Origin of the sequence: Streptomyces sp. Edi2, assembly GCF_040253635.1 — a bacterium.
Taxonomy (GTDB): Bacteria; Actinomycetota; Actinomycetes; order Streptomycetales; family Streptomycetaceae; genus Streptomyces.
Genome location: NZ_JBEJGX010000003.1, coordinates 9,052,108 through 9,074,668, shown reverse-complemented (window position 1 = coordinate 9,074,668; position 22,561 = coordinate 9,052,108). Strand labels below are relative to the sequence as shown.

Below are 22,561 nucleotides of genomic sequence, written 5' to 3'. Positions count from 1 at the left end.
GGCTTCACGATCACGCCTGCCACCCATTCCTGCGCAAGTACTCAGCCAGCGTCAGCATCCCGGGATGCAGCGCACGCAGCCGACTTACGTCGGCTTCATAGCCGGTGGTCTCGAACCAGCGGTTCATCGCGTACATCTCCTCGCCCTGCTGGGCGCGGAAGTCCTCCCAGGGGATCCGCTGCACCTCCACCTTCCGCTGCAGGGCGCCGGCGAAGGCCTCGGCGGTCTGCGCCATCGACAACTCGTCGCCGGCCAGATCCACCGCACGCCCCTTCCACTCTTCGGGCCTGTTCAGGGCCAACAGACAAAATGCGCCGATGTCTTCCACGCTGACCTGCTGCACCGGTCGCTCCGGCGACAACGGCGTCACCAGGGATCCCCCTGCGATCTCCCGCCGCATGGCCTCCCAGTTCTCCATCAGGAACACCGGCCGCAACACAGTGAAAGGAACGGCACTCTCCGCCAGGTATCGCTCGACCTCATACTTGCTGTCGAAGTGCGGAATACCGGTGTTCCTGTCGGCGCTGCCCACCGAGCTGAACACGAAGTGCTCCACGCCGGCCTGCGCCGCAAGGTCCACCATGAGCTTGCCCTGCCGTACCTCGCCCTCGTAGCCGGCCTCGAAGAACTGCGTTACGCAGAACACCGCGTCCACGCCCGCCAGAGCGCCGCGCAACGACTCCGCGTCCCCCAGATCTCCGGCGACCACCTGCGCACCTTGATCCGCGAGGGTACGCGCGGCCGGCTTGGCCGGATTGCGGGTCAGCGCCCGCACCGGCCGGCCCGCCGCGAGCAGATGCCGGGCCACGGCCCCTCCCTGCTGGCCGGTGGCTCCCACTACCAACACCACGCCGCGCGGCTCATCCACATCAGACATCATCGACGCCCATCTCACGACACTCTCGGCGTGACCACCCGTCCCGCGACCGCGGCCCAGGCCGCCACCTGCGGCAACGGCCCATCGGTACCACCAAGCCACTCACCGGCAAACCCATGCCGTCACGCCACGACGGCGCCCCAGCCGCCCGAACAGGTCGTGGGATCTCTTTCTTCGTTCCCGTCCAGAGGCTGTCGGAGCGAGAAGCGGGATGAGTGCGGCCTGCCTTCTGTAGTCGGCTTCTGAGGTGGCAACATGCGGTGTCATGGCGGACGACAGCACCACCAGATTTCAGGCAGGTCAAACGGGACTCATCGTCAGGCTCCCGGATGCGGAGCCGGCCGTCCGCGCATGGCGTGAACGGTTTGATCCATCAGCCCGAGCAGGAGTACCGGCACACATCACGGCGCTGTTCCCGTTCCTCGACGAGAACCGAATAGATGCGCATGTCCGCTCGGCTCTCACTGATGTGCTCGGCAGGCATCATGCCTTTGACCTGCGGTTTGAGAACTGTGGGCGGTTTCCCGGGGTGCTGTATCTCGCTCCTGAGCCAGACGCGCAGTTGCGGCGTCTCACTGAGGTGATCGCTGACCGGTGGCCCGAGGCCCCTCCCTATGGAGGCCAGTTCACCGAGATCGTGCCTCACCTGACCGTCGCTGCTGGTCAGGACGATGTCGTTCTGGATGAGATTGAGGCTGATCTGCTCGGCAAACTCCCCTTTGCGTGCAGGGTCTCGTCAGTTGAACTCATGGTGCACGACGGCGCGAAGTGGCAAGAGCGGGCGTCGTTCGCACTTCTTGAATGAACGGGCCGTGAGCTTGACTGGCTCGCCGCGTCGTCGGCCGGGTCGATGTTGGGGTTGGCGTCGAAGTCGAAGGTCCGCGGAGACTTCTCCCACGGGAAGTCGGTGGCCTTGATCAGCCGTTCCGAGCGGCGGCGGGCTCGGTCGTCCGCACTCCGCCATCAGCAGCCCGGCGAGGAAGCCGTGGTAGGTCATCTGGTCCTTGGCCGCCCGGTCGGCGATCTCGGCGGACCCGTGACGAACCAGTGTCTGCGGCAGCTGCGAGATGTGCCATTGAGCGGGCACGAGGAATAGAGCAAGGTTGCCATCACCTCCAACGGAAGGCTTTTGCGCGTGCCGTCGTCCGGATAATGGGGCGGCATGGTGAGCAATCACGATGAGGCGGCGGCTGTCCGACCGTTGACCCTGGCTTGGGTGAACTGGCACCTGGAGGTCGGCGAACGGGTCGTCAGAACCGAGGCACTGCAAGGCGGAATCACTGCCGACATGCGGAGGCTGACCATCGGCACACGGGACGGAGGCACCCGTGACCTGGTGCTGCGGAGCTTCGTCAACGTGGAGCATGCCGAGGACTGGCTGAACAGGGAGGCCGACGCCCTGGCCCTGCTCACGGGGACCGGCGTGCCGGCTCCTGGACTGGTCGCGGTTGATCCGACCGCCACGCATTGCGAGTATCCGTCGCTTCTTATGACGCATTTGGTGGGTCGGACGGTCCTGGACGATGAGGGATTGGAGACGCGCCTTCCTCTGCTGGCCCGTCAACTCGTGGCGATCCACGCGGTGCGCCCCGCCGTGCGGCCCCGGGAGTATGTGGCGTGGACGACCGCCGGCACCGTCGTGGTTCCGAAGGGCGCCGACACGGCGGCATGGGCCGCGGCGATCGACGTGATCCGCAGGCCCGCGCCGCCCTATGAAGGGCGATTCCTGCACCGGGACTTCCACCCCGGCAACGTGCTGTTCGACGTACCGCCCTCAAGCCCGGCAGGTCCCCGGATCACCGGCGTCATCGACTGGGCACAGACCTCCTGGGGCCCGGCGGACCTCGATGTCGCGCACTGCTCCACCAATCTCGCGCTGCTGCACGGCCCGGCGTGGGGCCTGCGGTTCGCTGAGGCCTATGAGGAGGCCGGCGGGGTGCTGGCCTCGGCCGCGAGCGAGCGGCTGTACTGGCAAGTCCGCGACGCGCTGGCGTTCTCAGAAGAAGTGCAGTTGGTGGCGCAGCCATGGCGGGAGGCAGGGAGGACAGAGCTGACGACGCGAGCCGTGGAGGCGCGGCTGGATGTCTATGCCACTGCCCTGATGGACGCTCTGGGCTGAGCCGAGTCGAGATGGTCAAGCGCCCCGTTCGGCCGGGCCAACTCCCGCTCCTTCGCCAGAGCGTCCTCCTCAGCACATCCTCCTCACCGACACCCGCCCGCCCGCCGGCAGAGCCAGTAATCACAACCGGACATGTTCGGTGATTACTGAGAGAGACATAAAGTGATGGCCTCGACGACCCGGCGGGAGTACGTCATGGAGATCACCGTCCAGTGGATACGGACATCCTGGACGAAGGAGTCCCGGGGAGGAGAGGCTGCCTCGCGCAGGAACTCGGCCCCGGTCGGCTTCGCTCTCCCGCGTGGCGGGACCGCCACCTCCGCCCACGTGATGCGCATGCAAGAGCGTGACGGCTTCAAGCCCTGTGCCGCCCAGGAAGACCCCGCCAAAGTCGATGTCCAGCTTATGGAAGCCGGCGGACGACTGCGGGTCTTCCCTCGAGTCCAGCCCTTGTTTGCCGTGCCGCCCCGGCCGCGGCGGCCCCCGGCGGTGCGACTCGCCCCCGGTCAGTGGGTGCGCTGGCAGCTCAACTACCGCTTCAGCAGTGCACTGGGGATCCGGGGATGGTCGTACTGGCTGGACACGTTCAACGTCGCCTACGGCCCGGTCAGCACCGAGGTGTTCCTGTCCTCGCCCACCGCGTTCATCGACGAACGAGGGCCGCTCCGATAACCCTGTCCTGAGCGTCGACTAACGGTCTCGGGTGACGTTGCATCACCGAGGCCGAATGCCGTGTATCGTCCGCACGGAATGTGTGCTTGGTCTTCCGCACCTCATGAACAAAGCCATCAAGGCCGCTCTCACGGGCTATGAGCCTCCCATCACGGAGATGTGCTGGAGGGAGAAGGCTGCTGTGTAGCCCGCGCCGCTTTCCGCGCTCGCCCATGCGACCGAAGCGAGAGCACTGTACGGGGCGATATGACGGTACGGCAGGCCGGCAATTCCGGCCATGTGCGGTGCGAGGGTCCGCAGCACGGGCACAAAACGGAAGATCAGGAGGGTTTGGCCGGCACGCTTGTTCATGAGGGTTTCGGCACGTTGCCACGCTGAGGCAGGAATGCGGCGGCCGAGCTTCCCGGTACGGAGACGATTACCCAGCAGGTGACCGGTCCGATGGCCGAGTGCGTCCCCGATCATGACAGCGCCGGCGGCGACTGCGATGACCCACAACAGATTCATGCTGCCGGCCCGGGCCAAGGCTCCCGCTGTGAGCATGAACGCGAGAGTGGGGATCAAGGCACCTACCAGCAAAATGGACTCCGCAATGATTGCCGCGGCCAGCACCATGTAGGCGGTGGCCGGCGGAATCTGGCTGAGCAGACCGGGGAAGGCCTTCATCGCGCTATGTCCGGCTGGGCGTTCATGACGCCGGAGGCATCGACAGCATCGAGGGGGCGGCGCAGTTGCCACACCTGCGCGGGTGGCAGATTTCCCCACACGGTCCAACAGCCGGTCGCGTAGCGGTGGTGATACCGGTTCAGCAGATCCTTGACCTGGCGTTGACGACGGGCCTCAGGGCGAGAGGTCAGAAAGGTACGGACCCAGCGACTGCCGCAGTAAGAAAAGTAGGTGAGAGTTCCGCCGGGGCGGAGCAGATGAAAGTAGTTCCCCATGATCTCTTCAACCTGCCGGGGGGAGAAGTTGGAGAATGGCAGGCCAGAGACGATCACGTCATAGCGACGGTCGGTGGCGAGCTGTTCGACATATACGTTATGTACGCGCACTTGCTCCTGCTTTTCCGGCAGGTTCGGGTAGCCGTGAACCAGACGACGCAGGTGTGCGGCAAAATGAGGGTTGGCTTCCACAATGTCCAGGCGGCTTCCCCGAGAAATCCGGGGAAGCAGGACTCGTGTGACCGAGCCGGTACCCGCGCCTACTTCCAGGACGTTCGTGGTCCGCGACGCTTGTTCCCGCAACGGGTCGGCCAGCAGGCCTGCCAGCGACTTACTGCTGGGGGCGATGGAACCGACCGTGCGGTGATTCCGTATCGACTCAACCAAGAAGGCCCAGCCTTCGGTCGCGCGCTGAGTCCGGACATGACTGTGAGTGGTGTTTTCATTCATTAGGGAAAGGAATACCTGAGGGGATTCAAGCGGATGTGTCCGTCAAAGTGTCGTTTGATGGCAAGGGTTCGCCTCTTGGCGACAAGGGGTGCTCGTGTTCGTGATCGTAATCGTGTTCGCACCCTTGATCATGATCACGTTCGTGTTCTTGATCGGCGGCAATCCTTTGTTTTTACCTGGCCGTCAGGGGCGGGCTTGGGGTGTTCTCAGGCGGAATTGTCAGGCGGCGGGTATGCAGCGCTCGACTACACAGTTCCCGCAGCACCGGCCCTGGTTTTGTGCCGTGGTTCTGTGCCGTGGTCAGTGCAACCAGGGCGCGAGGATGTAGAGGTTGGCCATGGCGTCGGCGGGGATCTCGCGGTGGGTTGAGGGGGGACCGGGGAAGCGCGGAGCACCCGGGAGGGGTGCCGTGGGGGGCATGCGAACTCATAGCTCCTGGAACAGTTGCGGAGGCTTCGATGTCCCCATCCTCGAATGCACAGGTCAGTGCCGTCCTCCCCCACAGGACCCCAAAGGCGCACTGTCCTGAAGTGCCACTACCGGCCCCCGCGTCATTCTCTGGACGGACAGCCGCCCGACCTGGGAGCTACGGGCAGCCCGCACGCCCCGGCGGCTACGGCCTCGTTCAGAGCAGCTGATCGACGGAGGTGATCGACGCGCTCACCTGGAGGTTCGGACGGTCACGCCAACCCCGACACAAGAAGGCCAGGGGTGGCTACCCGGCCCGACTCCTCATCGCAGCAACTGCCTCCGGTTGCTCGGTGATCCAAACGAAACTGCTGCCTAGCTCGACGGTGTGGCGCACTGGGACCACTTCGGTGTCCAGGTCCCGCCGTTGGGACGGCCGGGGTATGCGGAGGTGAGGTGGTGGCGGAGTGCGGTGAGGGCGGGGTGCGGGTTGTCGGTGCGCCAGATCAGGGAGTGCGGGTAGACCGGGGTCGGGTCGTGCAGGGGGATGCGCCGCAAGTCATGGCCGGCAGGCCAGACCAGCGGAGTCTGCTCGCTGACGAAGGTGGCCAGTGTCGAGGAGTCGGCGATCGTGTCGAGAAGGTGCTCGATGCCGAAGTTGGGACCGATTGCGTCGATGGTGAGACCGAATGTGGCGGCGAGTTCGTCGTAGTAGGCGGCCCACTCGGTGCCAGGCAGGTTGCCGGGCATCCAGATGCGGCGCCCGGCGAGCTGGGCGGGTGCGATGGCGCGGGCGGCGGCGAACTCGTGGGCCGGTCCGGTGAACAGGTGGAGCGGTTCGTCAAAGACCGGAATGGCCTCGATACCGTCGGGGAGCTGCCGGCCCGGCATGGTCACGGCGCGGAAGGTCGCGTCGATCATCCCGGTCCGGACGGCGGCGATGGCCGTGTCGGAGTCGAACAGGGTCACGACATCAAGCTCGGTCCCGGGATACGCGCGGTGGAACTCACGCAGCAGACCCGCCACCGAGAGCCGGCGGCCGATCACGTCGACTCGCAGCGCCCGGCGCCCTGGCCGCACGGAAGCGGCTGCCCGTTCCTCGGCTTGGAGGAGAGTCCGGGCGTAAGGCAGGAACGCCTGCCCGTCAATGGTCAGCCGGGCTCCGCGGGCCGTACGGCTGAACAGCTGCACACCGAGGTCCTTTTCCAGCGCGGCGATGCGCTTGGAGACGGCCTGTGGGGTGATCGACAGGTGGGCGGCGGCTTCCTGGAATTGTCCCGCGTCCACGGCGGTGACGAAGGTGCGTACGGCGATGAGATCCACGCCGGCCATCCTAGGCGGACAACCAATCGTTGAGTCCGGTCGGTGAAATGGTTGTTTGATTCCGGTCCACCGCGCTCGCTTTGATGTCTCTGGTCAACGTGTGGTTTCGCAAAGAGCGCGACAGGAGCCGTGCTGCCTCGTAGCTGGGTTACTGCAGGCCTGGACTTCGAGAGGGCTCGGACTGATGGCGCGCGGGTGATGCGGCCCTTGGCCGTCCCGTCGGCGCGGCCGCACCGCGACGGGCTGGGCCGGGCCGTCCACCCATCTGCCGATGCAATGCAATACGGCGCGATGCGATGCGGCTCGGCACGGTCGGCCACCGACAAGGCCACCATCGCGTCTCGGGCCGGGATGGGGCTTCCTACTCACCCCGGAGGTGACCCCGATGCCGGATTCCTTCGTCCACCTGCACAATCACACCGAATACTCCATGCTGGACGGCGCACAGAAGTTGCGGCCGATGTTCGCCGAGGTGGCCCGGCAGAAGATGCCCGCCATCGCCATGAGCGACCACGGCAACATGTTCGGGGCTTACGAGTTCGCGCAGGTGGCGAAGGGATTCGAGGGGATCAGGCCGGTCATCGGCATCGAGGCGTACGTGGCGCCCTCCTCCCGTTTCGTACGGAAGCAGGAGTTCTGGGGGCCGGGAGGCCGACGCGCCACGGGCGCGGACGGTGAGGGGTCGAAGGATGTCTCCGGTGGCGGCCGCTTCACTCACATGACCATGTGGGCGCGGAACGTCCAGGGCCTGCGGAACCTGTTCTGGCTCAGCACTCAGGCCAGCTATGAGGGTCAGTTCCCCGCCGGAAAGCCGCGCATGGACCGGGAGTTGATCGCGCAGCGACCGGAGGGAGTCATCGCCACCACCGGCTGCCCCTCCGGCGAGGTCCAGACTCGCCTGCGGCTGAACCAGTATGACGAGGCGAAGGCTGCTGCCGCGGCCTACCAGGAGATCTTCGGCCGCGAGAACTACTTCCTGGAGCTGATGGACCACGGCCTGGACATCGAACGTGAGGTCCGTGAGGGCCTGCTGCGTCTGGCCGGGGAACTGAAGATTCCCCTCCTGGCCACCAATGACGCGCACTATGTCACCGAGGACCAGGCCGACGCTCACGACAGCCTGCTGTGCATCGGTGTCGGCAAGAACAAGGACGACCCGGGCCGCTTCCGTTTCCACGGCTCCGGCTACTACCTCAAGAGCGCCGCCGAGATGCGCGGTCTGTTCTCGGAGCTGCCGGAGGCCTGTGACAACACCCTGTTGATCGCCGAGCGCATCGAGTCCTATGACGAGGTCTTCGACCACATCGACGAGATGCCGCAGTTCCCGGACGTGCCCGAAGGTGAGACGCAGGAGTCGTGGCTGCGCAAGGAAGTCCTCCAGGGGCTGGCGATGCGCTACCGAAGCCCGGTCCCCCGGCACATCGTGGACCGCTTCGAGACCGAGATGTCGGTCATCGGCCCCATGGGCTTCAGCTCCTACTTCCTCGTCGTGGCGGACATCTGCCGCCACGCCCGGGAGAACAAGATCCCGCTCGGTCCGGGCCGGGGGTCGGCCACCGGCTCCCTGGTCGCCTACGCCACCCGCATCACCGAGCTGTGCCCCCTGGAGCACGGCCTGTTGTTCGAGCGGTTCCTGAACCCCGAGCGCATCAATCCGCCGGATGTGGACCTCGACTTCGACGACCGTCAGCGCGACCGGATGGTCCGCTACGTCACCGAGAAGTACGGCGAGGAGTACACGGCCATGGTGAACACGTTCGGCAAGATCAAGGCCAAGAACGCGATCAAGGACTCCTCGCGCATCCTCGGCTACCCCTATGCCCATGGCGAGCGGATCACCAAGGCGCTCCCGCCGGACCAGAACGGCAAGTCCGCCCCGCTAGCCGCCGTCTTCGACTCCTCCCACGAGCGGTACGGGGAGGCCGGCGAGATCCGGCAGATGTACGGCAACGAGCAGGATGTGCAGCGGGTCATCGATACCGCCCGTGGGGTGGAAGGCCTCACCCGCGGCACCGGTGTGCACGCCGCGGCGGTGATCCTCTCCAAGACGAAGCTCACCGACCGCATCCCGCTGCACATGCGGGCCTCGGACGGTGTGAAGATCACTGGCTTCGACTATCCGTCCTGCGAAGACATGGGTCTGATCAAGATGGACTTCCTGGGGCTGCGGAACCTGGGTGTCATCGACCAGGCGATCGAGAACATCCGCGAGAACCGGGGCATCAGCCTGGCCACCGTGGATCCCCTGGACGGCGACCCGTCCACCGTCGTGATCCCGCTGGACGACGCCAAGACGTACCGGCTGCTGGCCGAGGGCAACACTTTCGGTGTCTTCCAGCTCGACGGTGGCGGCATGCGCGTACTGCTGAAGCAGATGGAACCCACCCGGTTCGAGGACATCGCGGCGGTCAACGCCCTCTACCGGCCCGGCCCCATGGCGGCCAACGCGCACACCCACTACGCGCACCGCAAGACCGGCCGCCAGGCGATCACCCCGATCCACCCCGAGCTGCGCGACGCACTGGAGCCGATCCTCGGCAATACCTTCCATCTGCTCGTCTACCAGGAGCAGATCATGGCCATCGCCCGGGAACTGGCCGGGTACACCCTCGGCGGCGCCGACCTGCTGCGTCGTGCGATGGGCAAGAAGAAGCCGGAGGTGCTGGCCGCGGAGTGGGACAAGTTCCACGACGGCATGCGGGGCAACGGGTACAGCGAGGAAGCCGTCAAGGCCCTGTGGGACGTCATGCTCCCGTTCTCCGGCTACGCGTTCAACAAGTCCCACACCGCCGGCTATGGCCTTGTCTCGTACTGGACCGCCTACCTCAAGGCCAACTACCCGGCCGAGTACATGGCCGCCCTGCTCACCTCTGTCGGCGACGACAAGGACAAGGCCGCGATCTACCTCGCCGATGCCCGCAAGAACGGCGTCCGGGTTCTCCAGCCCGACGTGAACGAGTCCGTCGCCGAGTTCACCGCCGTCGGTGACGACGTGCGGTTCGGGCTGCGGTCCGTGCGCAACGTCGGCGACCACGTCATCGAGGCCATCGTCGATGCCCGACGCCGGAGGGGGAAATTCACCTCCTTCTCCGACTTCCTCGACAAGGCCGACCTGCCCGCCCTGAACAAACGAGCTGTGGAGTCCCTGATCAAGGCCGGCACCTTCGACTCCCTGGAGCATTCCCGCAAGGGCCTCACCGCCGTCCACGAGGCCGCCATCGACGCGGTCATCCCCGTGAAGAGAGCGGCGAGCTTCGGGCAGGACGATCTCTTCGCCGGCCTGGGCCGCGAAGGAGGCGGTGGAGGGAACGGTGAAGGGAGCGGCGGAGGAAACGGCGGACCGGCCTTCGGCCTCGATTTCCCCCTCGACGAGACGGAGTGGCCCCGCAGGCAACTCCTGGCAACCGAACGCGAGATGCTCGGCCTCTACGTCTCCGCCCACCCCCTGGACGGCGCCGAGCACATCCTCTCCGGCGCCCGGGACTGCGCCATCGCGGAACTGCTCGCCTCCGGCCGCACCGCCGGGGAGGTGCGGCTCTCCGGGCTGATCACCGGCATCCAGCTCAAGATGACCAAACAGGGCAACGCCTGGGCCATCGTGCAGCTCGCGGACCGCGATGCCGGCATCGAAGTACTCTTCTTCCCGGCCGCCTATCAGCTCGTGCGGCACGCGCTGGCCGAGGACAACGTCATCTCCGTCAAGGGCAAATTGGAGGACCGGGACGGAACTGTGAACGTCTTCGGCAGAGAACTCGCGGTACTGGATGTGTCCTCCGCCGAGCATGGCGGAAAACCCCCCGTACGGCTCGCCCTCCCCGCCCACCGGATCACCGAACAGTCCGTCAGGGAACTCAAGCGCATCCTTGCGGACCACCCAGGCGACAGCCCGGTCCACCTCAGCGTCCGCGGCGCACGCAAGACGACCGTGTACGCCCTGCAGGCCAAGGTGGACGCCACCACCATCGCCTCCGACGTGAAGGGCATGTTCGGAGCGGAGGCGTGGGCGGGCCCGGCGTGATGGCGGGGCAGGCGAGAGCTCCGTTGCATCGATCGTGACGCGTTCGGTGACCCGGTCATGACGGGCTACGGGCTGCACCAGCAACGGTCGTTAGGGCGTGGACTGTCCCGAACACACCGGGGTTGTTGCGCACGGGCTCGGCCCCCCTTCCGGGAGGCGGTAACGTCAACAAGTGCGCATCGAACGTTGGATAACCCGGACGGGGTGAGTTCTGTGGACGGAGCTGGCGGGGGCGGCGGCCATCATCACCGTGACGGTGCTTCCGACAATGGGGACGGTGGCAGTGGGGGCGGCTCCTCCGGCCTCTGGGTCTTTCTTGCCTCCCTCGTGACTGCGGCCGTCATGTTCCTCTGGGCCCACCACTGATCAGGGGGTGAGGATGGAGGCCGACCTCGTGACCCACGAGCGACTACGCGGTGTTCTCGACGATCTCGTCCGTAGGGAACCGCTCTTCCACCGAACCGAGTTCGGAACGACACGGGCCGATTTCGAGGCCATGACAGCGCCGGATTTCTGGGAGACAGGCGCGTCAGGAGAGCGCTACAGCCGAGCGTATGTACTCGATGTCCTGGAGGAGCGGTGCAAGGCCCCGCAGGTCGAGGAGTGGGAGGCGTCCGACTTCCGCTGTCAGGAACTTGCCGCGACTGTCTATCTGCTGACGTACACCTTGGTCCTCAACGGACGCAGGACACGGCGGGCGACCATCTGGCAGCAGGAAGCCGACGGCTGGACGGTCGTCTACCACCAGGGAACCGTGGTTCGAGATCAAGGTCCCTGAGTGTCCGGCACGCAGTCGGCCCTGGCGGGCTTCTCGGCGCGCGTCCGGGTGTCTGGGTACCGGCCCGGGTTGTCTGCGTGTGCCCATGCCCCGAAATATGTGGCAGCGACGGCGCCAACCGGCCAGGATGGCGACGTGATCCAGATTCGCACCGCTGTTCCGGGCGATGTTGTCCTGCTCGCAAGCCTCAACCACATCGTTCATGACCTGCACACACGACAGCGTCCCGACCTGTTCGCCGAGTCCCCGGAGGCGGCTGCCGTCGAAGCCTTCTTCCGCGCTCAGCTCGCCGATCCCTCGGTCACCGTGCTCCTCGCCGAGGGGACGGAAGGCGAAGCCCTCGGGTACGCCGTCGCCCGAGTCAAAGACCGTCCCGGCACCGCTCTGACGCGCTCGGACGTCATCGTGTCGCTGGATCAGATCGCCGTAGTCGCCGATGCCGCTCGTAGGGGTGTCGGCGCAGCTCTGCTCGAGGCCGTACGTGAGGTGGGGCGCGCGGCAGGCTGCCGACGCCTCGTCACGGACGTCTGGCAGTTCAATGTGGGTGCTCGTGAGTTCTACGAAGCTGCGGGCTTCCGCCCCACGACCGTGCACCTGGATCAGCCGCTCTGACTTCAGAGTTGGCGCCCACGTTGGCGCCCACCCGTCCGACGGGCCTCCGAGCAGCGGATGGACCTCGGCACCACGGACGGACCTCGGCTTCTCAGCCCTCGTGCGCGTCGTCCGCCGGGTGGGGAAGCAGAGGGAACAGCCGGGTGATGAGGGCAACCGGCCGGGCGTCCTCGGGGCGGGCCAGGGGTCGGTGGTCGCGGTCCTGATAGGGGGCAAGTGCTCCACGGATCACGGCTGCCATCCGGCTCATCTCCTCGGGTGTCAGATAGGCGACGGCACTGAACGCTTCGTCGTGGCGCCACTCGGCCGGCGCCTGCTCTCGTTGGTCGAGCCAGTGCTGCCAGCTCTCGTCCTCCAGACCGCGGGCGAGGTCACCGAAACCCTCGGTGGACGGGTCGGACTCGGCAGCGGGCCGGCGCAGACGCCAAGGACGTGCGCGGCCTCCCCGGTGAGGGGCTTCCTCGATGTGGCCGTGGCGGGCGAGCTGCCGGAGGTGGAATGAGCAGAGCCCGGAACTGTAGCCCAGCCGGACGGCCGCTTCGGTCGCCGTGACGGCGCCGACCTCGGCAAGCAGGTCGAGCAGGGCCGTGCGGACCTCGTGCTCGCGCAATCCCTCACCGGCCGTGGAGGGACGGCCGGTCGGGCAGTCGACGTTTTCTTCAGTCACTTTGCAAAGTCTGCTACTTTGCAAAGAACTTCGCAACTGGCCGTACTCCGCGAAGACTTCCGACCGTCTATACCATCACCTTGGCCCCACACGAACACGAAGGAACCACGATGTCCCTTCCGCACGATCGACCTCGCGCCGACGACCAGCGGGTCCGAGTCCAGGGCGAGCCGGTCGACTCCTATCCGGCTCTGCCTCCGGAAACCGGCCGGGGTTCGGTACGCCGGATCACGGTGGTGGGCGAGGACATCCTCAACCGTCGATGTCGTGAGGTGACGGAGTTCGGCACCGCCGAGCTGTCGGCGCTGATCGACGACATGTTCCTGAGCATGTGGGTGGCCGACGGTGCCGGCCTGGCTGCCAATCAGGTCGGTGTGGACCTGCGGCTGTTCGTGTACGACTGCCCGGACGACTACGGGGTTCGGCATGTCGGCCACCTCGTCAACCCCGTTCTCGACCAGCCCGAGGCCGGCCGCCGTCGGCTCGTCGACGACTTCGAAGGGTGCCTGTCCGTGCCCGGTGCCTCCATGGCGGTCCCGCGGACCGATCGTGCCGTCGTGCGTGGCTTCGACAAGGACGGCGCTCCCCTCGTGATCGAGGGAACGGGGTATTTCGCCCGGTGTCTGCAGCACGAGACCGATCACCTCCTCGGGCACACCTATCTCGACCGGCTCTCCCGACGGGACCGCCGCGAGGCACTTCGGCAGATGGACGATCGCTGCGAGGACGTCCTTGCCCGACGCGAGGTCAAAGCCGCCGACTTGGGCCGGTGAACTGACGGCAGCCGGGCGCGGTCGCCGTCACCAGAAGGGGGCCTGGAGGGCTGATGGGGCCGAAGGAGCTGAAGGGCACGTCCGAGGCAACCCAGGGTTCCTGAGCGCTGAAACCCTCCTGAAACCGCGCTGAATGCGCCCTGCCGCAATCTCTGCGGCATGACGACAACGACATCGCGCTCACTCGCCATCGCGGCCAAGGGGTTGCGCAAGGCCTACGGGGACAAGACCGTCCTGGACGGCATCGACCTGGCGGTGCCGGCCGGCACCATCTTCTCCCTGCTCGGCCCGAACGGTGCAGGCAAGACCACCGCCGTCAAGATCCTCTCCACTCTCGTCACCGCCGAAGCCGGCGATCTGCGCGTCGGCGGCCACGACCTGGCCGCCGACCCACAGGCCGTGCGGGCCGCGATCGGTGTCACCGGGCAGTTCTCCGCCGTCGACGGCCTGATCACCGGTGAGGAGAACATGCTCCTCATAGCGGACCTGCACCACCTCTCCCGCCGCGAGGGCCGCCGCACCGCCGCCGAGCTGCTGGAGCGCTTCGACCTGGTGGAGGCCGCGAAGAAGCCCGCCGCCACCTACTCCGGCGGTATGAGGCGCCGTCTCGACATCGCCATGACGCTGGTCGGCAGCCCCCGGATCCTCTTCCTCGACGAGCCCACCACCGGCCTCGACCCGCGCAGCCGTCACACCATGTGGGGGATCATCCGCGAGCTGGTCTCCGGCGGCGTCACCGTTTTCCTCACCACCCAGTATCTGGCGGAGGCCGACGAGCTCGCCGACCGCATCGCGGTGCTGAGCGACGGCAGGATCGCCGCCGAAGGGAGCGCCGGCGAACTGAAGCGGCTCGTCCCGGGCGGGCACGTGCGGCTGCGTTTCGCCGACCCGGGCGCGTACCGGTCCGCCGCCGTCGCGCTGCGCGAGGTACCCCGCGACGACGAATCCCTGGTGCTGCAGATCCCCTGCGACAGCAGTCAGCGCGAGCTGCGCGCCCTCCTCGACCGGCTGGACTCGGCCGGTGTAGAGGCGGACGAGCTGACCGTGCACACCCCCGACCTCGACGACGTGTTCTTCGCCCTGACCAGCGGCACCGGCGTCCCCCACCAGCCCAAGGAGACTGCCCGATGAGCTCCCTCTCGCTCGCCGTACGTGACTCGTCCACGATGCTGCGCCGCAACCTCCTGCACGCACGGCGCTACCCGTCGCTCACCCTGAACATCCTGCTGACGCCGGTCGTCCTGCTGCTGCTCTTCGTCTACGTCTTCGGCGACGTGATGAGTGCGGGCCTGGGTGGCGGCGGCGCCGACCGTTCCGCATACCTCGCCTATCTCGTCCCGGGCATCTTGATGATGACCATCGGCGCCACCCCGGCCGGGACCGCGGTGTCCGTCGCCATGGACATGACCGAGGGCATCATCGCCCGCTTCCGTACGATGGCGATCCACCGCGGGTCGGTGCTCATCGGGCATGTGGTCGGCAGCGTGCTGCAGGCAGTCATCAGTGTGGTCGTCGTCGGCGCCGTCGCCGTGGCCATCGGCTTCCGGTCCACGCACGCCACGGCACTGGAGTGGCTGGCGGCGTTCGGGCTGCTCGTGCTGGTCGCCACGGCGCTCACCTGGCTCGCCGTCGGGATGGGCCTGGCCGCCCCGAACGCCGAGGCGGCCAGCAACAACGCCCTGCCGCTGCTCCTCCTCCCGTTCCTCTCGAGCGCCTTCGTCCCGGTCGACGCGATGCCGGGCTGGTTCCAGCCGATCGCCGCCTACCAGCCGTTCACGCCGGCCATCGAGACGCTGCGCGGCCTGCTGCTCGGCAGCGAGATCGGCAACAACTGGTGGATCACGATCGTCTGGTGCCTGGGCCTGGCCGCGCTCGGGTACAGCTGGTCGAAGTCGTTGTTCCACCGCGCCCCGAAGTGAGCACGCGGGCTGCCTCCCGCAGCTCGTCCCGGCCCAGGGCGGCGTACTCCGACACCGCGTCGGCGTACGCCGCCCGGTCGGCACCCTGGGCCGCCTGCCGGGCGCGGGCCGCCGACATGGTCGGCTGGAACTCGCGCAGCACCCGCAGCCGTTCGGACAGCGCGATCATCCGTACGGCACGGGCGTCACCGGATGCGAGCCCCGCCATGCCGAGCGCGTGCAGCACCGTCCCGAAGACCGGGAGCTCCATGCGCGAGTGGGACGGGCCGGAGAGCAGAGTCCGCAGCCGCTCCCGCAGCCGGTCGACCGTCTCCGCGACGGGCCCGAGACGGCCGGCGTACGCATGCGCGGTCACCGCTGCCGACTGGATCTGCAGCGCCCACGGGTCGCGCCAGGGGTCGCGGCTGTACATCGAGCCGGCCCCGGGCAGCCGCTCCACGGCGCTGCGCCACAGGCCGAGTCCGGCCTCCGGCAGCCCGTGAGCGAGCGCGATCTCGGCGCGCACGCCGAGGTCGGGACTGTAGAAGATGTCCTGCTGCGGAGTGCCGTCGCCCTCCGCCTGCCGCAGCCAGAACCCGGCCTCGTCCGGGTCACCACACTGCAGGCACGCAAGAGCGAGGCCCCAGCGGATGCCGATGTAGTCATGCGCGTCGCCGAACCGCGGCAGCGCCTCGAGCGCCGCCTTGAGGGATACGTAAGCGGCCTCGCCCTGCTCCGCTTTCAAGCACAGCTCGCTCAGCCGAGAGTGGCCCACGACCTGCAGGGACGGGCTGTCGACCGGTGCCAGTGCGGCGGTCATCCGGCGGGCCGCGGCGAGCGCGCGGTCGAGGTCGTGCTCGTACTCCCAGAGGTAGGTGGCGACGCACTCCGCGATACCGGCGACCAGCGGCTGCTCGCTGTCGCAGAGCCTGTGCAGCACTTCGTAACCGGGAGGCAGCATCTCGGGGACCGCGCTCAGCACCACAGCGGCGGCGCGCAGCAGCGTGTCCGGCGGGGCCGGGGGCAGCCGCCGGAGGGTGACGAGCTGGCGGATGCCCTGCGGGCTGTAGTTCATGAACAGGCTCGCCGTGCACAACACCGCGGCGGCGCGGGCGACTTCGACGTATGTGGGCTCGGGGTGGTAATGCGACAGCGGCGGGCCGGTGTCGGCCGCGAGGGCGACGAGGCGGGGGTAGTTGGAGTCGGTCGACCACAAGACGGCGAGGACGGCGGTGACGGCGGCGGTGGCGGGTCCGTCCGTACGGGCCAGGGCGTACCGCAGGGCCGCCACGAGATTGTCCTGCTCGGCCCTGATCCGCTCCCGGGCGGCAAGGGGGTCTTCCCTGCGCAAGGAAGTCTCCCCCGCCCGGGCGGAGCCGGAAGCCGGGGGATGGAGCCGAGAGCCCGGGGCAGGTTCTGGTCCCGAGCCGAGGAGCACGTCGTGGTAAGCGACCCCGAAGTTCCGTGCCCAGGCGAGGAATTGGCCGACGGCTTCCTCTTCCCCACCCGCCTCCGCGCGCCGGGCCGCACTGAACTCCCGTACGGTCTCCAGCATCCGGAACCGCACGCCGGCCGGGGTGTCGGCGACGGTGAGCAGCGACTGACCGGCCACCTGCTCCAGCAGGAACAGCGCGCCCTCGCCCAGCACCTGTTCCGCCGCCTCGCCCGAGAAGCCGCCGGGGAAGACGGACAGCGTGCGCAGCGCCGCCCTGGCGTCCTCGGCGAGCAGGTTCCAGCTCCACTCCACGACCGCGTGCAGCGTGCGGTGCCGCTCCGGCACATCCCGCGCCCCGCCACGCAGCAAAGCGAACCGGTCACCGAGCCGGCGGGCGATCTCCGGCACCGACAGCACCCGCACCCGCGCCGCGGCCAACTCCACGGCGAGCGGCAGCCCGTCGAGCTGGCGGCACAGCCCGGCCACCGCGTCCGGCGGCAGCTCCACGCCGGGCCGGGCGGCCCGGGCCCGCTGCGCGAACAGCTCGGCCGAGGTGTCGAGACCGAGCTCCGGCAGCGCGTACACCGCCTCCGCGGTGAGGCCCAGCGGGGCCCTGCCGGTGGCGAGCACCCGCAGGTCCTCCGAGGACGCGAGCAGGTCCCGCACGAGGGCGGCGGCGCCCCGGATGACCTGCTCGCAGTTGTCCAGCACCAGCAGGGCGGGCCCGGAACCGAGCGCGCCGAGGATGCCGGTCAGCGGGTCGGCCGAGGCGCGACCGCTCACGGCGCCGTGCCGCCCCTCGCCCGCGCCGAGTGCGGAGGCCACCTCCGCGGCCACGTCCTCGTCCGCGGTGACGCCGGCGAGCGGCACGGCATACACCACGCGCTGCTCGGCCCGGCGGCTGACGGCGTATGCGAGCCGGGTCTTGCCGAGGCCTCCGGGGCCGACGACGGTGACCGCGCGGGAGGCGCGCAGCAGCCGCGCCACCGCCGCGATGTCCTCGTCCCGGCCGAGGAGTGGATTCGGCTCGTGCGGTACGCCGTGCCTGACCACAGGTGCCTCGCCGCACAGCAGTTCCTGCTGTACCGCCTTGAGCCCGGCGCCCGGGTCCGTGCCGAGTTCGTCGCGCAACGCACGGCGGTAGGCCTCGTACCGCGCCAGCGCGGCGGACGGGCCTGCCGTCGCCGCCTCACCGCGCAGCAGCTCGGCGAGCACTTCCTCGTCGCGCGGATGTTCCGAGGCGGCGCCGGCCAGCGGCCCGGCTGCCTCCGCGTGCCGGCCCAGCCGGGCGAGCGCGAGCGCCTGCGTGCGGACGAGCGTGCCGCGGACGGGGACACGCTCGGCGCGTAACGCGGCTATGGGGTCGCCGGTGCCAACGTCCCCGTCGGAAGTGCCCTCCCACAGCGCGAGTCCGGCCTCGGCCGCAGCGAGCGATCCCGCGTGGTCGCCGGCCCTGGCCCGGTCCGCGCCGGCGGCGGCGTGCAGCAGCAGGGCGGAGCTGTCGACCTGCTCCTCGGCGAGGGCGAGCCGGTACCCGCTCGGCGTGCTGACGAGGACGCCGGCGCCCAGCTGCGCCCGCGCCCTGGACACCAGGACCTGCACCGCCTTTGCCGGCCGCTCCGGCAACGCGTCCGGCCACAGCCCTGCCACCAGCCGTTCGGTGCTGCAGCCGGTGCGCAAGTCGCCCGCGAGCAGCGCGAGCAGGCCGCGGAGCCGGGGCGCGGTGACCTCCTGTCCGCGATAGGCGACACGCGGCAGCAGGGTCAGGTCGATGGTCACCCGAGCAGATTAGCCAAGGCACCGGGGACCGGGCTCGTGCTGCGAGCCGGGATCCTGTTGCGGCCGGGCAGCCGCCTCGCGGGCCGGGCCCGCGTTACAGTCCTCACGGGCCTGGGTGGGTGTCAGCCGACGAAATCGCGAACGAATATCTCAGGATCGGGCGACAAGTCGATCGGTTCCGGCGTCGCGTCGCACTCCGTCCACCAGACGGCGGGGACATCGGGTGCAACCTCGCGTAGCAGCCGGTGCACGATGCGCGCGGGTTCGGCGAGGGGATCCTGGTCGGGGAAGCGGAGTACCTGGTGTGCGATGTTCCAGTCGAAGGTCAGTGTCCGGCCATCGACATGAACGTCCATTTCAAGGACGTCCCCGTGCCCGCCTCCGACGGCGCTGCTGGGCCACAACCGGGTTATGGAGTCGACCAGTTGATCGGTGGAGAACGGCCAGGAGGCACCGTTCGGCTGGTCGGCGCTGACGAAGAAGCTGGATCCCATCATGTGTCCTTCCAGGATGCTTCAGGGCCGTTCGGCTGCTTCACGATATGGGTTTCGCCGGGAACGCCCTGGCCGGCCCGTCAGTGCCCTCGGGCTTCACGCTGCCGGCCGCCTTCCGCCCCCGAAGGCGGCGCACTACTCAAAATCGGCGGTAGCCGCGATAGTGCGGTCAACAAGGTGGAATGCACCACCAACACCGTTGTCGGACAGAGGAGTTGCACTGGTATGAAGCCGCCCAGATCAGCGGTCTTATCCACCGCGTTCACCATGCTCATCGCCACGCTCGGTATCACTCTGGGCCTCTCCGCCGCCCAGGCCGGTACCGCGCAGGCCGCAGACAACTGCTCGGGCCTGTCCTGCCTGACGTTCACGTCGGTCAACGGCGGACGGAACCTGGATGTACAGAACGGCAACACCGGAGACGGCGTCTTCATCGTCACCAACTCCGCCCCCGGCTACCACCAGAAGTGGGACGCCCGCCCTCAGGGGTCCGACTCGTCCTTCACCCTCGTCAACGACGACACCGGCAAGTGCATCGAGGCCGGGCTTCCGCTCAAGCAGCAGTCCTGCTCCGGCACTTCCGCGCAGCGCTGGTACTTCCAGCCCGTCAACGGCGCCACGGACACCTTCATGATCCGCAGCGCCGGGGACAACAAGTGCCTGGACGTGGTCCGCGCCGCACAGTACGACGACGCCTGGACGCAGACCTACGGCTGCAACGGCACCAAGGCCCAGCAGTGGAAGATCCCGGGCAGCGCAGGTGACGCGGCGCTCAAGGCCGCTGTCGACTACGCGTCGAAGCGCTGCCAGAAAGACGGCTCCACGTGTGCGTGGACCAAGGGCTCCCAGGAACCGGCCGCGCCGCTGCCGAAGAAGTGCGTCTCCCCCGTCTGGTACAACGGCACCGAGGCGCCGGTGCCGTGGACGTTCTCTCTCAACACCTCCACCGGCTGGTCGAGCCAGCTCGGTGTGACCTTCACTTCGGGCCTCGGGACGGGTGCCGCGAGCCCTGTGCAGACCAGCGTCAGCCTCACCATTTCCGGTCAGGTCACCTATGACGTGCGGGAAGAACTCGGCAACAGCCTGACGATCACCGTTCCGTCGCACCAGTACGGGTGGGTGGCGCTGTCGGAACTGGCGACCAAGGTGACCGGCGAGTGGACCTTTGACGCGAGCGGGTTCCCGTGGAAGGCAAGGGACACCGTCACCGTTCCGCTGAAGAGTGACGACCAGGGCCGGTCCAGCATCTATCTGGCCCAGACCAGCCCGAACTTCACGACCTGCAACGACTGAACCGGGTTATCCGGCAACCGGGAGACTGGACCGGAATACCGGAGAACGGGTGGGCCCGAGCGACCGCGCGGGCCCACCCTGTCTCAGCGATGCAGGGCGGACGGCACGCCCGGACGTCACAGACGAATGGTCTGCCCTTGCGCGGCGCCTTCCACGGCCGCCACATACGCCCGGGCCACCTCACGGACGGGAGTGCCGTCGTCCCCGTCCATACCCATGCTTTCCAGGGTTTCCTTGATCCAGCCAGGGCTGACGAGATTGATACGCAGGCGTCGCGGCAGCTCATCGGCCGCATTGCGGACGAAGCCCTCCAGCCCGGCGTTGATGAGGGCCCCCAGCGATCCGCCCTCCAGGGGAGCGGAGAACGTGCCCCCGGTCAACGTGATCGAGCCGCCCTCCGGGAGATGGCGCACGGCTCGCCGGGCCAGCGCGACCTGTCCCAACAGTTTGCCGCGCACTCCGGCGGCGATCTCCTCGTCCGACACCGACTCCAGGTCCACCAGCGGGCCACCGGCGGCACAGCACACCACCGCGTCCAAGTCCGACACCCCCGCGAACAGCGCATCCAAAGAGGACGGATCCGCCAGATCCGCCTTCACCGGCCCGCTGCGCGACGCCTTCACCACCTGATGAGAAGCCTCCAACGCGCTGACGACGGCGCTGCCGATCGTCCCTGTCGCCCCGACCACAAGTACCTTCATGCCGTCGATCATGTCAGCGGTGACATTACGGGCGCCTGCATTATCCGACGAGGAAGGGGCCTGGCCTACGGGCACCGTACTCGCCGCACCGTCCGCGGTCCCCGGCCCCGCTGCCCAGGGTCTTGTCGCAGCCTCCGTTGGCTGGTCTCCTGTACTCGCGCAGTCCCTGTGGTCCCGGTGGCCTCAGTCGTCCCCGTGGCCCGCAACGCTGCGACGCCGCGACGCCTGCGGCCGTCCGGTGGCCCCGGCATCCGGAACGGTCACGGGACCGAAGACGGGCAGGGGGCACGGACACCGGCGCGGGCGCGGCAGCGGCAGCGGCGGCAGCAGCGGCAGCAGCAGGCAGCAGCAGGCAGCAGGCACGAGATCGAGGAGCGGCACGGCGTGGAATCGGTGGCTGGGCGGGGCGTACGGGGCGCGCTGCCCGACAGGCAGGACGTACAGGACGCGCTGCCCGCCAGGCGGGACATACGGAGCCCATTGCCCGATGGGCTCGCTGCGGCCATACGCGAGACCGCCGCGGACATCGCCGCGCTGCTGCACCGGGGTGCCGACATGGGGCTTCCGGTACCCGGGTCGGAGTGGAACGTCGGAGAGGCGGCAGCGCATCTGGCGCAGGCCAATGAGCTGATGGCCGACATTGCGGCCGGGCACGCCCGCAGTTACGGGGACGGCACCCCGCAGAGCCTCGCCCAGGCCAATGAACAGGCACTCGCCGAGTTCGACGAGCGGAGGGCCGAGCCACTGGCCGCGATGATCGTGGCGAAGGCCGATGCCTACCTGAAGGCGTGGGACGAGGGCCCCACGGAAGAAAGGGTCGTCACCCCGCTCGGCCCGATGGCCCCGGCCGAGCTGGGTTCGTACCTGCTCACACACATGCTGGGCCACGGTTACGACCTCGCCCGTGCACTGGGCCGTCCGCACATGATCGACCGCACCCGGGTCGGGCTGACCCTGCCGTTCCTGATCACGGCCATGCCGCGGGTGACCGACACCTCCCGCACGGCTGGGCTCACCGCCCGCTACGAGATCCGCTTGTGGGGTGGTGCCCGCTTCGGCGTGACGGTGACCAACGGTGCGGTATCCGTGGGCTCACCGCCGCCGGCCCGCCCTGACTGCACGATCCTCATCGAGCCGGTCACCTTCCTCCTGATGGCACTCGGCCGCCGCGGCCAGTGGGGCGCCCTCGCCCGGGGCCGTATCCTCGTCCGAGGCCGCAAGCCCTGGCTCGCTCCGCGCTTCCCTGCGCTCTTCAAGGCACCCTGAACCCGGCGGACAACGCACGCAGCACACCGACCGGGCCGCGCGCGCACGCGCTATCTC

19 protein-coding genes and 1 pseudogene are annotated in these 22,561 nt (G+C 68.3%); 11 read left to right on the top strand and 9 right to left on the bottom strand.

Going from position 1 to position 22,561, the window contains the following annotated elements; all coding sequences use genetic code 11:
- Positions 1–10 precede the first annotated feature (10 nt).
- On the bottom strand, positions 11–868 hold the full coding sequence (locus tag ABR737_RS43280; protein WP_350256628.1) for an NmrA/HSCARG family protein: 858 nt from the start codon (positions 866–868) through the stop codon (positions 11–13).
- A gap of 274 nt (positions 869–1,142) precedes the next feature.
- On the opposite strand from ABR737_RS43280, the gene ABR737_RS43275 reads away from it, so the two are divergent.
- The gene (locus tag ABR737_RS43275) at positions 1,143–1,682 is read left to right on the top strand and encodes a 2'-5' RNA ligase family protein (RefSeq protein ID WP_350256627.1); all 540 of its coding nucleotides are present in this window, start codon (positions 1,143–1,145) and stop codon (positions 1,680–1,682) included.
- 35 nt (positions 1,683–1,717) lie between these two features.
- Here ABR737_RS43275 and ABR737_RS43270 read toward each other — a convergent pair.
- A pseudogene (locus ABR737_RS43270) lies at positions 1,718–1,898 on the bottom strand (IS21-like element helper ATPase IstB); the annotation flags it as partial.
- 141 nt (positions 1,899–2,039) lie between these two features.
- On the opposite strand from ABR737_RS43270, the gene ABR737_RS43265 reads away from it, so the two are divergent.
- The gene (locus tag ABR737_RS43265) at positions 2,040–2,996 is read left to right on the top strand and encodes a phosphotransferase family protein (protein WP_350256626.1); all 957 of its coding nucleotides are present in this window, start codon (positions 2,040–2,042) and stop codon (positions 2,994–2,996) included.
- A gap of 195 nt (positions 2,997–3,191) precedes the next feature.
- Complete coding sequence (locus ABR737_RS43260) at positions 3,192–3,668, top strand: hypothetical protein (RefSeq protein ID WP_350257145.1); 477 nt, start codon at positions 3,192–3,194, stop codon at positions 3,666–3,668.
- Positions 3,669–3,803: 135 nt separating this feature from the next.
- Here ABR737_RS43260 and ABR737_RS43255 read toward each other — a convergent pair whose 3' ends face one another.
- From ABR737_RS43255 to ABR737_RS43245, 3 genes are all read right to left on the bottom strand, one after another.
- Positions 3,804–4,334, bottom strand: coding sequence for a DedA family protein (locus tag ABR737_RS43255; RefSeq protein WP_350256625.1), 531 nt, complete (start codon positions 4,332–4,334; stop codon positions 3,804–3,806).
- Entirely contained in the window at positions 4,331–5,059 is a 729-nt protein-coding gene (locus ABR737_RS43250) for a class I SAM-dependent methyltransferase (protein ID WP_350256624.1), read from the bottom strand. Before ABR737_RS43250 ends, ABR737_RS43255 begins: the two co-directional genes overlap by 4 nt.
- Positions 5,060–5,842: 783 nt before the next feature.
- Positions 5,843–6,790, bottom strand: coding sequence for a LysR family transcriptional regulator (locus tag ABR737_RS43245; RefSeq protein ID WP_350256623.1), 948 nt, complete (start codon positions 6,788–6,790; stop codon positions 5,843–5,845).
- A gap of 385 nt (positions 6,791–7,175) precedes the next feature.
- Between ABR737_RS43245 and dnaE the strand changes: the two genes are divergently transcribed.
- The 3 genes from dnaE (at position 7,176) to ABR737_RS43230 (ending at position 12,198) form a co-directional block, all read left to right on the top strand.
- The gene (gene dnaE / locus ABR737_RS43240) at positions 7,176–10,808 is read left to right on the top strand and encodes a DNA polymerase III subunit alpha (protein ID WP_350256622.1); all 3,633 of its coding nucleotides are present in this window, start codon (positions 7,176–7,178) and stop codon (positions 10,806–10,808) included.
- Between the two features lie 379 nt (positions 10,809–11,187).
- Positions 11,188–11,586, top strand: a complete 399-nt coding sequence (locus ABR737_RS43235; RefSeq protein ID WP_350256621.1) for a nuclear transport factor 2 family protein — start codon at positions 11,188–11,190, stop codon at positions 11,584–11,586.
- Positions 11,587–12,198 carry a GNAT family N-acetyltransferase gene (locus ABR737_RS43230; RefSeq protein WP_350256620.1) on the top strand — a complete coding sequence of 204 codons (612 nt, stop codon included), beginning with the start codon at positions 11,587–11,589 and terminating at the stop codon, positions 12,196–12,198.
- A 91-nt stretch (positions 12,199–12,289) separates the two neighbouring features.
- Here ABR737_RS43230 and ABR737_RS43225 read toward each other — a convergent pair whose 3' ends face one another.
- Positions 12,290–12,865, bottom strand: coding sequence for an ArsR/SmtB family transcription factor (locus tag ABR737_RS43225; RefSeq protein WP_350256619.1), 576 nt, complete (start codon positions 12,863–12,865; stop codon positions 12,290–12,292).
- A gap of 110 nt (positions 12,866–12,975) precedes the next feature.
- Between ABR737_RS43225 and def the strand changes: the two genes are divergently transcribed.
- The 3 genes from def (at position 12,976) to ABR737_RS43210 (ending at position 15,557) form a co-directional block, all read left to right on the top strand.
- Positions 12,976–13,638, top strand: a complete 663-nt coding sequence (def, locus tag ABR737_RS43220) for a peptide deformylase (protein WP_350256618.1) — start codon at positions 12,976–12,978, stop codon at positions 13,636–13,638.
- Between the two features lie 159 nt (positions 13,639–13,797).
- A complete protein-coding gene (locus ABR737_RS43215; RefSeq protein ID WP_350256617.1) occupies positions 13,798–14,769 on the top strand; it encodes an ATP-binding cassette domain-containing protein in 972 nt (323 codons plus the stop codon).
- On the top strand, positions 14,766–15,557 hold the full coding sequence (locus ABR737_RS43210; RefSeq protein ID WP_350256616.1) for an ABC transporter permease: 792 nt from the start codon (positions 14,766–14,768) through the stop codon (positions 15,555–15,557). Before ABR737_RS43215 ends, ABR737_RS43210 begins: the two co-directional genes overlap by 4 nt.
- Here the strand turns inward: ABR737_RS43210 and ABR737_RS43205 are convergent.
- Together ABR737_RS43205 and ABR737_RS43200 are read right to left on the bottom strand one after the other, a co-directional pair.
- A complete protein-coding gene (locus ABR737_RS43205) occupies positions 15,478–18,750 on the bottom strand; it encodes an AfsR/SARP family transcriptional regulator (protein WP_350256615.1) in 3,273 nt (1,090 codons plus the stop codon). The two genes, ABR737_RS43210 and ABR737_RS43205, sit on opposite strands and share 80 nt — an antisense overlap.
- Before the next feature lie 122 nt (positions 18,751–18,872).
- A complete protein-coding gene (locus ABR737_RS43200; RefSeq protein WP_350256614.1) occupies positions 18,873–19,244 on the bottom strand; it encodes a hypothetical protein in 372 nt (123 codons plus the stop codon).
- A gap of 225 nt (positions 19,245–19,469) precedes the next feature.
- On the opposite strand from ABR737_RS43200, the gene ABR737_RS43195 reads away from it, so the two are divergent.
- Positions 19,470–20,537, top strand: coding sequence for an RICIN domain-containing protein (locus ABR737_RS43195; protein WP_350256613.1), 1,068 nt, complete (start codon positions 19,470–19,472; stop codon positions 20,535–20,537).
- A 116-nt stretch (positions 20,538–20,653) separates the two neighbouring features.
- On the opposite strand, the gene ABR737_RS43190 is transcribed toward ABR737_RS43195, so the two are convergent.
- Positions 20,654–21,238 (bottom strand): short chain dehydrogenase, encoded by a 585-nt coding sequence (locus ABR737_RS43190; protein WP_350257144.1) that lies wholly within the window; start codon positions 21,236–21,238, stop codon positions 20,654–20,656.
- Between the two features lie 450 nt (positions 21,239–21,688).
- Here ABR737_RS43190 and ABR737_RS43185 point away from each other — a divergent pair, with 450 nt between their 5' ends.
- Complete coding sequence (locus tag ABR737_RS43185) at positions 21,689–22,504, top strand: maleylpyruvate isomerase family mycothiol-dependent enzyme (protein ID WP_350257143.1); 816 nt, start codon at positions 21,689–21,691, stop codon at positions 22,502–22,504.
- Positions 22,505–22,561: the final 57 nt, after the last annotated feature.